At 53.7% G+C, this 13,716-nt stretch carries 14 protein-coding genes and 3 tRNA genes; 6 read left to right on the top strand and 11 right to left on the bottom strand.

Annotated features, from left to right (window positions below; translation table 11 throughout):
* Window positions 1-30 precede the first annotated feature (30 nt).
* Both deoA and deoC read right to left on the bottom strand, forming a co-directional pair.
* Window positions 31-1,353: a thymidine phosphorylase gene (deoA, locus tag ACUY4Q_RS20775; RefSeq protein ID WP_458044567.1), complete on the bottom strand. Its 1,323-nt coding sequence runs from the start codon at window positions 1,351-1,353 to the stop codon at window positions 31-33.
* A gap of 109 nt (window positions 1,354-1,462) precedes the next feature.
* The gene (deoC, locus tag ACUY4Q_RS20780) at window positions 1,463-2,242 is read right to left on the bottom strand and encodes a deoxyribose-phosphate aldolase (protein WP_458044568.1); all 780 of its coding nucleotides are present in this window, start codon (window positions 2,240-2,242) and stop codon (window positions 1,463-1,465) included.
* Window positions 2,243-2,493: 251 nt separating this feature from the next.
* Here deoC and ACUY4Q_RS20785 point away from each other — a divergent pair, with 251 nt between their 5' ends.
* Together ACUY4Q_RS20785 and ACUY4Q_RS20790 are read left to right on the top strand one after the other, a co-directional pair.
* Entirely contained in the window at window positions 2,494-4,044 is a 1,551-nt protein-coding gene (locus ACUY4Q_RS20785; protein WP_458044569.1) for a YjjI family glycine radical enzyme, read from the top strand.
* A complete protein-coding gene (locus ACUY4Q_RS20790) occupies window positions 4,016-4,879 on the top strand; it encodes a YjjW family glycine radical enzyme activase (protein ID WP_458044570.1) in 864 nt (287 codons plus the stop codon). Before ACUY4Q_RS20785 ends, ACUY4Q_RS20790 begins: the two co-directional genes overlap by 29 nt.
* 6 nt (window positions 4,880-4,885) lie before the next feature.
* Here ACUY4Q_RS20790 and ACUY4Q_RS20795 read toward each other — a convergent pair whose 3' ends face one another.
* The 8 genes from ACUY4Q_RS20795 to ACUY4Q_RS20830 form a co-directional block, all read right to left on the bottom strand.
* Entirely contained in the window at window positions 4,886-5,665 is a 780-nt protein-coding gene (locus ACUY4Q_RS20795) for a TatD family hydrolase (RefSeq protein ID WP_458044571.1), read from the bottom strand.
* Window positions 5,662-6,735: a patatin-like phospholipase family protein gene (locus ACUY4Q_RS20800; RefSeq protein WP_458044572.1), complete on the bottom strand. Its 1,074-nt coding sequence runs from the start codon at window positions 6,733-6,735 to the stop codon at window positions 5,662-5,664. The genes ACUY4Q_RS20795 and ACUY4Q_RS20800 overlap by 4 nt, the downstream gene beginning before the upstream one ends.
* 125 nt (window positions 6,736-6,860) lie before the next feature.
* Window positions 6,861-7,022 carry a DUF1328 domain-containing protein gene (locus tag ACUY4Q_RS20805; protein WP_007373037.1) on the bottom strand — a complete coding sequence of 54 codons (162 nt, stop codon included), beginning with the start codon at window positions 7,020-7,022 and terminating at the stop codon, window positions 6,861-6,863.
* 126 nt (window positions 7,023-7,148) lie between these two features.
* On the bottom strand, window positions 7,149-7,766 hold the full coding sequence (osmY, locus tag ACUY4Q_RS20810; RefSeq protein ID WP_458044573.1) for a molecular chaperone OsmY: 618 nt from the start codon (window positions 7,764-7,766) through the stop codon (window positions 7,149-7,151).
* A gap of 399 nt (window positions 7,767-8,165) precedes the next feature.
* Complete coding sequence (prfC, locus tag ACUY4Q_RS20815) at window positions 8,166-9,755, bottom strand: peptide chain release factor 3 (protein ID WP_458044574.1); 1,590 nt, start codon at window positions 9,753-9,755, stop codon at window positions 8,166-8,168.
* A 91-nt stretch (window positions 9,756-9,846) separates the two neighbouring features.
* Window positions 9,847-10,524 (bottom strand): pyrimidine 5'-nucleotidase, encoded by a 678-nt coding sequence (gene yjjG, locus ACUY4Q_RS20820; protein ID WP_458044575.1) that lies wholly within the window; start codon window positions 10,522-10,524, stop codon window positions 9,847-9,849.
* A gap of 21 nt (window positions 10,525-10,545) precedes the next feature.
* Entirely contained in the window at window positions 10,546-10,986 is a 441-nt protein-coding gene (rimI, locus tag ACUY4Q_RS20825) for a ribosomal protein S18-alanine N-acetyltransferase (RefSeq protein ID WP_458044576.1), read from the bottom strand.
* Window positions 10,955-11,368, bottom strand: a complete 414-nt coding sequence (locus tag ACUY4Q_RS20830) for a DNA polymerase III subunit psi (protein WP_458044577.1) — start codon at window positions 11,366-11,368, stop codon at window positions 10,955-10,957. The genes rimI and ACUY4Q_RS20830 overlap by 32 nt, the downstream gene beginning before the upstream one ends.
* A 444-nt stretch (window positions 11,369-11,812) precedes the next feature.
* Here ACUY4Q_RS20830 and rsmC point away from each other — a divergent pair, with 444 nt between their 5' ends.
* The 4 genes from rsmC to ACUY4Q_RS20850 all read left to right on the top strand — a co-directional run bounded on the left by rsmC (window position 11,813) and on the right by ACUY4Q_RS20850 (window position 13,334).
* A complete protein-coding gene (gene rsmC, locus ACUY4Q_RS20835) occupies window positions 11,813-12,841 on the top strand; it encodes a 16S rRNA (guanine(1207)-N(2))-methyltransferase RsmC (protein WP_458044578.1) in 1,029 nt (342 codons plus the stop codon).
* Between the two features lie 166 nt (window positions 12,842-13,007).
* A tRNA-Leu gene (locus ACUY4Q_RS20840) sits at window positions 13,008-13,093 on the top strand.
* A 28-nt stretch (window positions 13,094-13,121) separates the two neighbouring features.
* Window positions 13,122-13,207: transfer RNA gene (locus tag ACUY4Q_RS20845), tRNA-Leu, on the top strand.
* A gap of 41 nt (window positions 13,208-13,248) precedes the next feature.
* A tRNA-Leu gene (locus ACUY4Q_RS20850) sits at window positions 13,249-13,334 on the top strand.
* Between the two features lie 46 nt (window positions 13,335-13,380).
* Here ACUY4Q_RS20850 and ACUY4Q_RS20855 read toward each other — a convergent pair.
* Window positions 13,381-13,659 (bottom strand): DUF1435 domain-containing protein, encoded by a 279-nt coding sequence (locus tag ACUY4Q_RS20855; protein WP_458044579.1) that lies wholly within the window; start codon window positions 13,657-13,659, stop codon window positions 13,381-13,383.
* Window positions 13,660-13,716: the final 57 nt, after the last annotated feature.

The following is a 13,716-nucleotide window of genomic DNA, read 5'->3' on the forward strand; positions in this document are numbered from 1 at the left end:
TCAAAAAATAGCGATCAGATCAGTATATCGTTAATCGGTAATGCGCCGCCAGACCGTTGGCGTTTCTTTCGGCGCATTATCTGCAATAACGATCGCCGCTTTTATCGCATTTGCCGCATCCTGCCAGCTTGCTTCATCTTTCGCATGAACGATGGCAAGCGGACGTTGGCCGTCTACCGCATCGCCCAGACGCGCCATGTCGGTGAAGCCCACGCTGTAATCAATGGCGTCCGAGGCCTGACGGCGACCACCGCCCATGGAGACAACCGCCATACCGAGGGCACGGGTGTCCATCTGTCCGACGAAGCCTTCACGGTCTGCATAGACCGCTTTGGTCAGCATCGCCGTCGGTAAATACTTATCGTAATTTTCGATGAAATCGGTCGGGCCACTTTGTGCAGCGACCATGCGGCCAAAGATTTCAGCCGCTTTGCCGTTATCCAGCACCGCCTGCAGTTTGGCACGCGCTTCGGCGTCGTCCTTCGCCAGTTTGCCGGAAATCAGCATCTCCACGCACAGTGCCATGGTGACCTCCAGCAGACGCGGGTTACGGTAATCACCGGTCAGGAAGCGCACGGCTTCTCGCACTTCCACTGCGTTACCCGCGCTGGAAGCGAGCACCTGATTCATATCGGTCAGCAGCGCGGTGGTGCGGACGCCTGCGCCATTCGCCACGCCAACGATGGCCTGCGCCAGTTCAGCGGAGAGTTCCGGCGTTGGCATAAAGGCACCGCTGCCCACTTTCACGTCCATCACCAGCGCATCCAGCCCTTCCGCCAGTTTTTTGGCGAGGATTGAGGCGGTGATGAGTGGAATGGAGTCGACGGTCGCGGTGATGTCGCGGGTCGCATAAAAGCGCTTATCCGCAGGAGCGAGAGAGTTGGTCTGGCCAATAATCGCCACACCCACATCTTTAATAATGTCGCGGAAGCGTTGGTCATTCGGGAAGATATCAAACCCCGGAATGGCTTCCAGTTTGTCCAGCGTACCACCGGTATGACCCAGCCCACGTCCGGAGATCATCGGAATGTAGCCACCGCATGCCGCCACCATTGGGCCGAGCATCAGCGAGGTTACATCGCCCACACCGCCGGTGGAGTGTTTGTCAACAATCGGGCCATTGAGATTGAGGCTTTTCCAGTCCAGAACGGTTCCTGAATCTCGCATTGCCATGGTCAGCGAAACACGCTCAGGCATCGACATATCGTGGAAGAAAATGGTCATCGCCAGCGCAGCAATCTGCCCTTCGGAGATGGTGTTATCGCGAATGCCATTGATAAAGAAGCGAATCTCTTCGTCGCTTAAGGCGTGACCATCACGTTTTTTACGAATAATTTCTTGTGCGAGAAACACGGTAACCCCCATGCGGAATCGGGTGAATTGTGGCGGGTGACGCTACGCTTACCCGCCCTACGATCCTGTAGGCCGGATAAGCGAAGCGCCATCCGGCATTGACGAGTAATCAGTAGCTGCTTGCGCTCTTACCATCGCCATGGCCCAGTGCCTTGAGCAGGCTGGCCAGCAGGCTGGATGCACCGAAGCGATAGTGGCGAGCATCAGCCCAGTCGGCGCCAAACAGTTCATCGGCAATCGCCAGGAACTGTTGCGCGTCTTCAGCGGTACGTACACCACCAGCGGGTTTGAAACCCACGGTTTTCTCAACACCCATATCACGGATCACTTCCATCATGATGCGGGCGCTTTCCGGGGTGGCGTTGACCGGCACTTTACCGGTAGAGGTTTTAATGAAGTCCGCACCGGCTTTGATCGAGATTTCAGAGGCCTTACGGATCAACGCTTCTTCTTTCAGTTCCCCGGTTTCGATGATCACTTTCAACAGCACGTTTGCCGCAGCGCAGGCCTCTTTGCAGGCTTTCACCAGGTCAAAACCGACCTGCTCATTGCCCGCGATCAGCGCGCGATAGGGGAACACCACATCCACTTCGTCTGCACCGTAGGCGATAGCGGCACGGGTTTCCGCCAGCGCGATCTCGATGTCGTCGTTGCCATGCGGGAAGTTGGTTACCGTAGCGATACGCACATCCGGGGTGCCCTGCGCATTCAGCGTCTTACGTGCAATGGGGATAAAGCGTGGGTAGATGCAGATGGCCGCCGTGTTACCCACCGCTGTTTTTGCCTGATGGCACAGGGCAATGACTTTTTCATTGGTGTCATCGTCGTTCAGGGTGGTCAGGTCCATCAATTTCAATGCACGCAGGCTGCTTGCAGTTAAATCAGTCATAGCTTTCTCCGTCGGCAACTGCCGATTTAGTCGGGTCTGTTATTATTCTAACATTTACCCATCATCACACTTCGACACTCATCACAGTTAATGAAAACGACATTCATTTTTGCAAAACCATAATGAGACATTCATCAAACTTCAGTACTGAGCGAGGCGCTTTACCGGTGGTTTAGCGCATGTGGATCAAAAGAGGTAAACGCCCGATTACCTACACTTCGCTCACCACTTAAGGAATAAGAGGAGCGAATATGTCCACATCCAATGATTCATACCACCAGTCGCGGTGCCGGGATATTGTCACCAGCCGTACGCTGACACCGGCGCAAAAACGCCATTTTCTGGCGCTGGAAGCGGAGAACACGCTTCCCTATCCCGCTTTGCCTGAAGAGGCCCGCGCCGCGCTGGAAGAAGGGACAATTTGCGACATGTTTGAAGGCCATGCCCCTTATAAACCGCGCTATGTGCTGCCGGACTACGCAAAATTCCTCGCTAATGGGTCGCAGTGGCTTGAACTGGAAGGGGCAACCGACCTCGACGACGCGCTGTCGATGCTGACAATCCTCTACCACCATGTTCCTTCCGTCACATCCATGCCCGTCTATTTGGGGCAACTCGACGCTATCCTGCAACCGTATGTTAGAATTCTAACACAAGAGGACGTCGATATTCGAATAAAACGTTTCTGGCGTTATCTCGACAGAACCCTGCCCGATGCCTTTATGCATGCCAACATTGGCCCTGCGGACACCCCCATCACCCGTGCCATTCTCCGCGCAGACGCCGAACTTAAGCAGGTTGCGCCTAATCTGACCTTTATTTATGACCCCGAGATTACGCCAAATGACTTACTGCTTGAAGTGGCGAAAAATATTTGTGAATGCAGTAAGCCGCATATCGCCAACGGCCCCGAAAATGATAAAATTTTCACAAAAGGTGGTTATGGCATCGTCAGTTGTTACAACTCACTGCCGCTGGCAGGGGGTGGCAGCACCCTGGTGCGACTGAATCTTAAGGCCATTGCCGAACGTAGTCGTGACGCGGAAGACTTTATCAATAATGTGCTTCCTCACTACTGCCGCCAGCAAATGGCCATTATTGATGCGCGCTGCGACTTTCTGTATCAACAATCCGGTTTCTTTGAGCAGAGCTTTCTGGTCAAAGAAGGGTTAATTGATCCGCAACGTTTTGCGCCGATGTTTGGCATGTACGGGCTGGCAGAAGCGGTCAATATTCTCTGCGATCGATCTGGTCTTAACCTGCGCTATGGTAAAGATATGGAAGCCAACGCGCTGGCCTACACAATTAGCGAACAACTCGCTGAATTTGTAGAAAGAAATCCGGTAAAACAGGGCTGGAACAACAGGGCCATGCTGCATGCCCAGTCGGGGATCAGCTCGGATACCGACACCACGCCGGGCGCGCGTTTGCCTTATGGTGATGAGCCCGACCCCATCACTCACCTGCTAACGGTCGCACCACATCACGCCTGGTACACCTCGGGCATCAGTGACATTCTGACGCTGGATGAAACGGTGAAACGTAATCCGCAGGCGGTGGTACAGCTCTGTCTTGGGGCTTTTAAGGCCGGGATGCGTGAATTCACCGCTAACGTCAGCGGTAACGATTTAGTTCGCGTCACCGGCTACATGGTGCGCCTCTCGGATCTTGAGAAATTCCGTGCCGAAGGATCACGAACCAATACCACCTGGCTGGGTGAAGAAGCGGCCCGCAATACCCACATCCTTGAACGACAGTCTCGCGTGGTCAGCCATGAACAGCAGATGCGCTTTAGTCAGTAAAATCATCCCGTTCTCCTGCGTAGATGGGCCTGGCAGTCGCCTGGCCCTGTTTTTACAGGGCTGCAATCTTAACTGTAAAAACTGCCATAACCCGTGGACCATAGGGCGTTGTGATCATTGCGCAGCGTGCGTACCGACCTGCCCACACGGCGCTTTAACGCTGTCGGAGGGGCGGGTCAGTTGGGATTCCGCCGCATGCAGGCAGTGCGATACCTGCCTGACGATATGCCCGCAGCAATCAACGCCGATGGCGTTAACGCTCAGCGTGAGCGAGGTGCTGGCACAGATTCAAAAAGCGGCGATGTTTATTGAGGGCATTACCGTAAGCGGTGGCGAGGCGACCACGCAATTGCCCTTTTTAGTGGCGTTGTTCAGCGCCCTGAAGAGCAGCACGTCTCTGGGGCATCTTACCTGTCTGGTAGACAGCAATGGCATGTTGAGTGAGACCGGCTGGCACAAACTTATGCCTATGTGTGACGGCGCCATGATCGATCTAAAGGCCTGGAGCGGCGGCCTGCACCGCTTTCTGACGGGACGCGATAACACACAGGTATTCACCAGCCTGCGCTTACTGGCTGCGCACAAAAAGCTGACGGAGCTTCGCCTGCTGGTGATTCCCGACCATTGCGACTATCAGCAACATATCGATGCGCTGGCTGCCTTTATTCGCACGCTGGGCGATGTGCCCGTGAGGCTTAATGCCTTTCATGCCCACGGGGTGTATGGCGAGGCAAAAAAGTGGCGCAGTGCGACAAGGGAGGATATCGCCCCTCTGGCGCAGGCGCTGGAGGCGCGAGGCGTTGAAAAGGTGATCCTGCCCGCGCTCTACCTGTAGCGATTATTATGCAAACCTGAACAGGCGCTGCGTATTGTCGAACAGCGCCTGGGCTATTACATCCGGTGCCTCCGGGCGCAGTTCGCAAAGGGTTTCGAAGACGCGTGCGGCCTGTTCGGGTCGGTTGGGCTGCCCTTGAAAACCGTTCAACGGCATATCCGGGGCGTCGGTTTCCAGCAACAGCGCATCAAGCGGCAATTGCGTCATCACCTCGCGCGTTTTGCTGGCACGGGGATAGGTAATGGTGCCGCCCACCCCAATGCAGTATCCGAGACTGATAAAACGCTCCGCCTGCTGCACACTCCCGGCGAAACCGTGTACCACACCGGTGCGTGGGAGGTTGTGGCGCTTGAGATGCATGGCGAGTTTATCGTGCGTGCGACGTGAATGCAGAATCACCGGTAAATCAAAGCGTTTGGCCAGCTTTAGCTGAGCGTCAAGCACCGCTTCCTGCCTGTCAAACTGGGGATTTTCGCGATACAAATCGAGGCCAATCTCACCGATGGCGACCAGTTTTTCCGGCCGCGAGGCGAGCCATTGCTCCAGCTTGTCGAGGCAGTCCGGCGTGTGTTCTTCGATAACGATGGGATGCAACCCCAGTGCGCTGTACAGCGCAGGCCAGGTGCGGGCAAGTGCCATCACCCGGTCGAAATAGTGTGAGCCAATCGCCGGCACAATAATGCGTTCAATACCCGCCTCTGACGCCAAATCAATGCTGTGCGCTTCATCGTTCTGAAAGGGAGGAAAATCGAAATGACAGTGGGTATCAATAAAATGCCAGCTCACGCCGTGTCCTCGCTATTGAAAGGGAGATCATTGGCTTGTTCAGCGTTAACTAACGGTGTGTCGAGCGCGTCGTTCGCCACGGCCGCCGGCGGCACCACGACCGTGGCCGCGGGGGTGACCACCGGAGGGTGACGGAGCAACGGGGGCGTAGCCACCAGCAGTTTGCCCACGGTTGCAAGGAAGTAGCGACCACAGAGCCTGCCCAGCTTGTAGTCTTCACGCAGCGCAGGTAATCGGCTGCCCAGCGCCATGCTGTTCAGCAGTTTTGGCGGGTAAATTTCGATTATGCGCAGTTGACCGGGCGGTGCCTCGATAAATTTCTGCGTAGCCGAATAGGTCTTCTCATGATGCTGCACCAGGTTAATCAACGGTTGCAGACTGCTCTCCCCCAGCCAGCGTTCCATGCGCTTAAACCATTGTGGCGTGTAATACATTTGTGAAGGAACCGTGCGGATGACCACTATCGTGTTTGCGCCGCGTTTCGCCGCTTCCTGTACCGGAATGGCATCGCTCACGCCACCATCCAGGTAGTTAATGCCATTCAGCATTACCCCCGGTCGATAAAAACCCGGAATCGCACTGGAGGCGCGAATCAGATCCAACCAGGTATCGTGCTGAGGCGCAAAGTATTCCGCGGTATAGTCATCCTGGCGGCAGGCGGTCATCAGGAACGATTTCCCGGCATCAAATCCACGTGCGGCGTAATCCATGGCCAGTGGCATTTTGCTGGCGGTCGCTTCCACCAGCCAGTCAAGATCAACCAGATTGCCGCCACGCACAAAGCGTACAGGGTCAAAGAACTCACGGCTGGTAGTGTAACGCATGATCACTTTGCGGGCATAACCCGGCTGGTTACAGACAAAAGCGGAAAGGTTCTGCGCACCCGCAGAGGTGCCAAGATAGAGATCGAAAGGGTCAAATTCGGCGCGCATAAACTCGTCCAGCACCCCGGCGGTGAAAATACCGCGCTGACCGCCGCCTTCACATACCAGCGCGACCCGGCCAGGACGAAATGGTTTTAACGCTAATGGCGCGATATTGCCAGGCGTTACAGGAATATGCTGCCCCACCCTGCCTTCCTTCAATTCTTATTGATTATCGTTAAGCCAAAGTAACGCATTTTATTGACCATAGAAACAATGAAAGCCAGTCACATGGACTGGCTTTATGATTCGTTTAGTTAAACGTTACATCGCTACGGACGTCGACGTCCCATGAACAGGCTGACCAGGAACAGAATAATACCGACGATGAAGACGATTTTCGCAGCGCCAGCTGCCGTACCCGCCAGACCACCAAAGCCCAGAGCGGCGGCAATTAACGCGATGACCAGAAATATAATGCCCCAACGAAACATAAGACTCTCCTTACCCATAGTTAATGTCGACCGCTTAAAGTGAGCGCTCAGGTGCTCACTGCGATATTTCCCAGGTGCTTACTGACTTCTCCCGAATTCATCGGGTTCGCACATTTTCAGGGTTTATTACTTTGCTTTAAGATCGTTTTTCACACTTTTCACGCCATCAACTGCTTTGGCGACGCTTTCTGCACGGTCAATTTGTGCCTGAGAATCAACCGTACCGGACAGCTGGACAACACCATCAGTGGTTTCCACTTTCACCTTACGGGAAGGGACGATGTCATCGGCCAGCAGTTTAGCTTTGATCTCACTTGTGGTTGCCGTGTCGCCTGCATAACCTTTCGCAGACGATGATTTACCGTCGCGAACGTGCAGTTTGTCACTCACGGAATCCACACCTTCAACACCTTTCGCTGCGTTTACTGCCAGTTCAGCCTGAGCCTGGCTTTCAACAAAACCACTCAGGGTCACCACTTTTTTCTCAGTTTTCACGGAGATATCAGTGCTTTTGATATCTTCATGATCAACCAGCGCGGCTTTAACTTTTGCCGTAATGGCACTGTCATCCATGAAATTACCGACTTTATTCATAGAGCTATCGATTTTCTGCCCTGCATTGTCAGCTGCGTTTTCCGCTTTGTCTGAAGTGGAGGTTTCTGCAAACGCAGAACCACTTGCAAGCGTTGCACCCAACATTACTGCCAGCAGAGTTTTAGAAATCTTCAGTCTTGTCGTAGTCATCGATCTATTCCTGTAGTTTGCCCACAATTTGGGCTGTCCACGGCAATCAAGCCGTTATTGCTCTGGTGAAATCACCTAATATTGAGTCAATGGCTCAGGTCACACTCACGGCTTTTACCGTTTTCACCCTTTGCACACGGCCCTTTTCCAGTCATTAATATTAAGTAATGACATTTTGGATGAATTAATAACCATTGAACATGCATTGAACAGGATTAACACCCAACCAAAATGTCATTACATTGTTAAATATAGATCACAATCGTAAAAACGCTTGTTGGGGAGATTAAAAAGCGAGCAATGAAAGCGAAATAGTGGCTATTTAAGAACTTTCCGCAAGAGGCTAATAAGACAGGTAAAGTGACGGAGCACGGTGTCTGCCGCGCTCCGTAGGGGGGATTAGTGTTCGCGGGTCTGGTGGAACTGAACCTCAGGGTAACGCTCACGCGCCAGGTTCAGGTTAACCATGGTAGGGGCAATGTAGGTCAGGTTATCGCCGCCATCCAGCGCAAGTTGGATTTCATTCTTGCGTTTGAACTCTTCGAATTTCTTCACGTCGTTACATTCTACCCAACGCGCGGTGGCGACGTTGACCGATTCATAAACCGCTTCAACGTTGTATTCGCTTTTGAGGCGTGAAACCACCACATCAAACTGCAGCACACCCACCGCACCCACAATCAGATCGTTGTTAGCAATCGGACGGAAGACCTGAACCGCACCCTCTTCAGAGAGCTGGACCAGGCCTTTAAGCAGCTGTTTCTGCTTCAGCGGATCTTTCAGGCGGATACGACGGAACAGTTCCGGTGCGAAGTTCGGAATCCCGGTGAACTTCATCATCTCACCCTGCGTGAAGGTGTCGCCGATTTGGATAGTGCCATGGTTATGCAGACCAATGATGTCGCCGGGGAAGGCTTCTTCAACGTGTGAACGGTCACCGGCCATAAAGGTCAGCGCATCAGAAATCACGACGTCTTTACCCAGGCGCACCTGGCGCAGCTTCATGCCCTTTTCATATTTGCCCGACACTACGCGCAGGAAAGCTACGCGGTCGCGGTGTTTCGGGTCCATGTTGGCCTGAATTTTAAAGACGAAACCGGAAAACTTCTCTTCAGCGGCGACGACCTCACGAGTATCGGTTTTACGTGGCATCGGCGCAGGCGCCCACTCCACCAGGCCGTCCAGCATGTGATCCACACCAAAGTTACCCAGCGCGGTACCAAAGAAGACCGGGGTGATTTCACCAGCGAGGAACAGCTCTTCATCAAACTCGTTTGATGCGCCCTGTACCAGTTCAAGTTCATCACGCAGCTGTTGTGCCAGATCGTCGCCGACGGCAGCGTCCAGATCCGGGTTATTCAGCCCTTTAACAATGCGGACTTCCTGGATCGTGTGACCCTTACCGGTCTGGTACAGATAGGTTTCATCTTTATAGAGGTGGTAGACGCCCTTGAACAACTTACCGCAGCCAATCGGCCAGGTAATCGGCGCGCAGCCAATTTTCAGCTCGTTCTCGACTTCATCCAGCAACTCCATTGGGTCACGGATGTCACGGTCGAGTTTGTTCATAAAGGTGATGATCGGCGTATCGCGCAGGCGGGTAACTTCCATCAGCTTACGGGTACGGTCTTCTACGCCTTTTGCGGCGTCGATGACCATCAGGCAGCAGTCTACCGCCGTCAGCGTACGGTAAGTATCTTCGGAGAAGTCTTCGTGGCCGGGGGTATCCAGCAGGTTAACCAGGCAATCCTGATACGGAAACTGCATCACGGAGGTGGTAATGGAGATACCACGCTGCTTTTCCATCTCCATCCAGTCAGATTTTGCATGCTGGTTGGAACCACGGCCTTTTACCGTACCGGCGGTCTGGATAGCCTGTCCGAACAGCAGCACCTTCTCGGTGATGGTGGTTTTACCGGCATCCGGGTGAGAGATAATGGCGAACGTACGGCGCTTCGCTACCTCTTGTAAATAAGGAGACAACGTCATAATGAATTTCTTCTGTGTAAAGGCACGGCTACAGCCACGCCAGGAGATACGAAAAATGCGGCTATTGTACTCAACGACTGAGTGCAGACAATCAATGTTTACACAGGAGTTGCTCCAGTTCGGTTAGCGAAGTCACGGTCCACGTCGGGTTGATGCCCTCAGGCAGGACGCGCGAGTGCGCGTTGAGCCAGCAGGTAGACAGCCCAGAGTTTATGCCGCCCAAAATGTCTGACTCGGCGGTATCACCGACCATCAGCACACGGGCGCGATCCGGATTTTGCGCCTGTCCCAGCGCGAAATCGAAAATACGGGGGTCGGGTTTTGCGACACCGACCTGCTCGGAAATCACCAGTAAATCAAAGTAGTCACGAAAACCGGTGCGTTCCAGACGAATTTGCTGCAGGGCGGTAAAGCCGTTGGTAATGATACCCAGCTTCACTTTGCCTTTTAACGATTTGAGCAGAGATTCAGCCCCCGGCAGCGGCGCGCAAATTTCCGCCATCGCATTGAGAAAGGCGTTGTTTAAATCGCCGGGTGCAACGCAAAGGCGCTCGGCCCAGCCCTGAAAGCGTTGGTGCTGAAGCTGCAATGCGGTGATGGCGCCGTTCTGGTAATCCACCCACAACGGCTTGTTAATCGCCTGATAATCCTGAAAATCTTCGCTAGTGAATGTGACGCTATAGTCAAGAAACATCCGCTGTAAGCCGCCGAACGCATCAAACGTAAACAAGGTTTCGTCAGCATCAAAGAATATCCAGTCCCATCTCATTACATCATCACCTTTCATTTATTAAATCGGCAGCGCCATGATAATGGCGTCTTCGCGTCCGCTCGCCGTGGGGTAGTAGTTACGACGGATTGTCGCCTCGTTAAAGCCCAAACTTTCGTACAACGCGATAGCGGCATGGTTTGACGCCCGGACCTCAAGCCAGAGCGTTAGCACATCGCGCTTTTCCAGCTCAACGATCAGGTGCTCCAGCAACTGCCGCCCCAGCCCCTGACGTTGCCAGTCCGGGTCGACGGCGATATTAAACAGCGTTGCCTCATCCACCACGACCTGAGTGATGGCAAACGCAGCCATCACCTCACCGGCCATCAGGCGAAAATTGAGATACCGTTCGCCCTGGTTGGTGGCAAACGTTTTCTCACTCCAGGGAAACGCATGTGCCCGGGTTTCAATCTCGTAAGCGCGGGTTAAATCAGTCGTGGTGAGGGAAGAAATCGTGTTCATAGTCGCAGATTTGTTGCCATAACGCGGCACGTGCCGCCGGGTTTCCCCGAAGTTCGTCTAAAGCGGGTGATGCCACTTGTGCGCCTGCCAGCATCAGGGGCGTTGCAACCCCGAGTCGCCAGCTATTACAGGCAGAGCCTTCAGGTAGCATGACCACGCGGTCCGGTGTCAGTTGCAAAACCTGATCGGCACTCACGGCCAGCGCACGTAATACATCGCCGATAAGCGGCTCCGCCAGTGCGGGAAGTTCAGGAGATACCATCACCAGACGAATATGAGCCGGAAGCGAGATAGCGATTTCGCCCTGTAACGCCGTCGGGCGGCGCAGGGACCACTGGGTGATGCCCAGTTGCTGTAATTGCCAGTCGCGTCGGGTCGTCATCGTGAATCACTCCTGTTTGTCAGGCGCGCAAATATACCAAACTCGTCGATTATGCGCCATCAAGCAAATAAGTGACCGGGGTATGATGCGCCCAATCGCAAAGAGGTTGTGTGTTGGGGTGCGAAGACGCCGTCAACAAAGAGGCAGCATGAAGGATAACGTGTATACACAAAATCATTCATATTGCATCGCGGCGACAAGGATGAGTATCCCCGGGAGCTTACTCAAGTATGTGACCGGGGTGCGAAGACGCCGTCAACAAAGAGTCTGCGTATTGGATAACGTGTATACACAAAATCATTCATGTTGCATCGCGGCGACAAGGATGAGTATCCCCGGGAGCTTACTCAAGTAAGTGACCGGGGTGCGAAGACGCCGTCAACAAAGAGGCAGCATGAAGGATAACGTGTATAATCCCGGGCTGAGTTTAATGAGGAACCCTCCATGTCTGCTTTAACCCCGGCAAGTGAAGTCTTGCTGCGCCACAGTGATGATTTCGAACTAAGCCGTATTCTTTTTGCCGGTGACTTGCAGGATGACCTGCCTGCCAGGCTGGACACGGCGTATAGCCGTGCCTGGACCCAACAATATCATCAGTGGCAAACGCTCAACCGCCAGATGGGCGATGACGCGGTCTTCGCACTGAGCCTTGAACAAGGCGCGGTTGGCGATAGCGATACGCTTATCTACTACTGGCCGAAAAACAAACCTGAAGCGCTGTACCAGCTCATGAACCTGCTCTCCCTCCTGCCGGTTGGGACGGACATTTTCGTGGTCGGCGAAAACCGTAGCGGCGTGCGCAGTGCTGAGCAGATGCTGGCCGACTACGCACCGTTGAATAAAGTCGACAGTGCGCGTCGTTGCGGGCTTTACCATGGTCGCCTGGAAAAACAGCCGACCTTTGATGCTCAGGGTTTCTGGAACGAGTATGCGCTGGATGGCCTGACGATCAAAACCCTGCCGGGCGTCTTCAGTCGTGATGGCCTGGACGTGGGCAGCCAGTTGCTGTTATCCACCTTTACACCGCACACTAAAGGTAAAGTGCTGGATGTCGGTTGCGGAGCTGGTGTGCTTTCCACCGTGCTCGCCAGTCATTCGCCGAAGGTGCGTCTGACGCTGTGCGATGTTTCTGCTCCGGCGATCGAAGCCAGTAAAGCCACCCTTGCCGCCAACGGCCTGGAAGGTGACGTATTCGCCAGTAACGTCTTCTCTGACGTAACCGGTCGTTTCGATATGATTATCTCCAACCCACCGTTCCACGATGGCCTGCAGACCAGTCTTGAAGCAACGCAAGTCTTGATCCGTGGCGCGGTTCGTCATCTGAACAGCGGTGGCGAGTTGCGCATTGTCGCCAACGCCTTCCTGCCCTACCCCGCCGTGCTTGATGAGATCTTCGGCTTCCATGAAGTGCTCGCACAAACCGGGCGTTTCAAGGTCTACCGTACGGTGATGACCCGCCAGGCTAAGCGTTAATACTCTCTTGCCCGGTAACGGTTTGTTTACCGGGTTTTTAACTGCCCATTTCCGCTGCGTTTTTTTACATCAGTTGCAAAAGTGGCCTGCAATTAACTGTTGACGAATACCAGAAAACATCTAGAATGCGCCTCCGTGGTAACGATACTTATTGTATCGATGGTATGCGAAGGTGGCGGAATTGGTAGACGCGCTAGCTTCAGGTGTTAGTGTCCTTTGGATGTGGGGGTTCGAGTCCCCCCCCTCGCACCATAATCCACAATGATATTGCTCGCACTGGGCGAAGGTGGCGGAATTGGTAGACGCGCTAGCTTCAGGTGTTAGTGTCCTTAGGATGTGGGGGTTCGAGTCCCCCCCCTCGCACCAACGAGGCGATATCAACGTAAGACCCAAAGTAAGATAGTTGTGCGAAGGTGGCGGAATTGGTAGACGCGCTAGCTTCAGGTGTTAGTGTCCTTAGGATGTGGGGGTTCGAGTCCCCCCCCTCGCACCAAATATCTTATGACCTCTCCCGCAGCACTTCTCAGCTCGATTTCCGCTTACATCATCGTTTTTACATTCAGCATGGCCATGATAATTCCGCCCACCAATGCAACGCCTGATGGCAGCAAGATAAAGTGGCGTAAACGTTTATGGTAGAGCATGGCCGGTGTCAGCAATAAACCTATCACGATGACTGCACGCCAGGCATTCAGAGGAAGGTCGGCAAACGCCATCACTGCGACGACAATACCTGGTAACAGAAGGGCCCACCGGCTTCCCAACGTACGTTGCAACATGGTTTTGACTCTCACACTGATAATGATAACCAATATCATATGATATGTTTTCTCATTTGTCAGCATACCGACAAAAAGCGGCAAAAAGCAGTATGA

Source organism: Phytobacter cepae (assembly GCF_054165735.1).

Coding starts and splice junctions, on each gene's coding strand:
- rimI (WP_458044576.1), bottom strand. CDS start 10,986: ATGAACACGATTTCTTCCCTCACCACGACTGATTTAACCCGCGCTTAC.
- ACUY4Q_RS20790 (WP_458044570.1), top strand. CDS start 4,016: ATGAACAGCAGATGCGCTTTAGTCAGTAAAATCATCCCGTTCTCCTGC.
- osmY (WP_458044573.1), bottom strand. CDS start 7,766: ATGACTACGACAAGACTGAAGATTTCTAAAACTCTGCTGGCAGTAATG.
- ACUY4Q_RS20830 (WP_458044577.1), bottom strand. CDS start 11,368: ATGACGACCCGACGCGACTGGCAATTACAGCAACTGGGCATCACCCAG.
- ACUY4Q_RS20805 (WP_007373037.1), bottom strand. CDS start 7,022: ATGTTTCGTTGGGGCATTATATTTCTGGTCATCGCGTTAATTGCCGCC.
- rsmC (WP_458044578.1), top strand. CDS start 11,813: ATGTCTGCTTTAACCCCGGCAAGTGAAGTCTTGCTGCGCCACAGTGAT.
- prfC (WP_458044574.1), bottom strand. CDS start 9,755: ATGACGTTGTCTCCTTATTTACAAGAGGTAGCGAAGCGCCGTACGTTC.
- deoC (WP_458044568.1), bottom strand. CDS start 2,242: ATGACTGATTTAACTGCAAGCAGCCTGCGTGCATTGAAATTGATGGAC.
- yjjG (WP_458044575.1), bottom strand. CDS start 10,524: ATGAGATGGGACTGGATATTCTTTGATGCTGACGAAACCTTGTTTACG.
- ACUY4Q_RS20785 (WP_458044569.1), top strand. CDS start 2,494: ATGTCCACATCCAATGATTCATACCACCAGTCGCGGTGCCGGGATATT.
- ACUY4Q_RS20855 (WP_458044579.1), bottom strand. CDS start 13,659: ATGATATTGGTTATCATTATCAGTGTGAGAGTCAAAACCATGTTGCAA.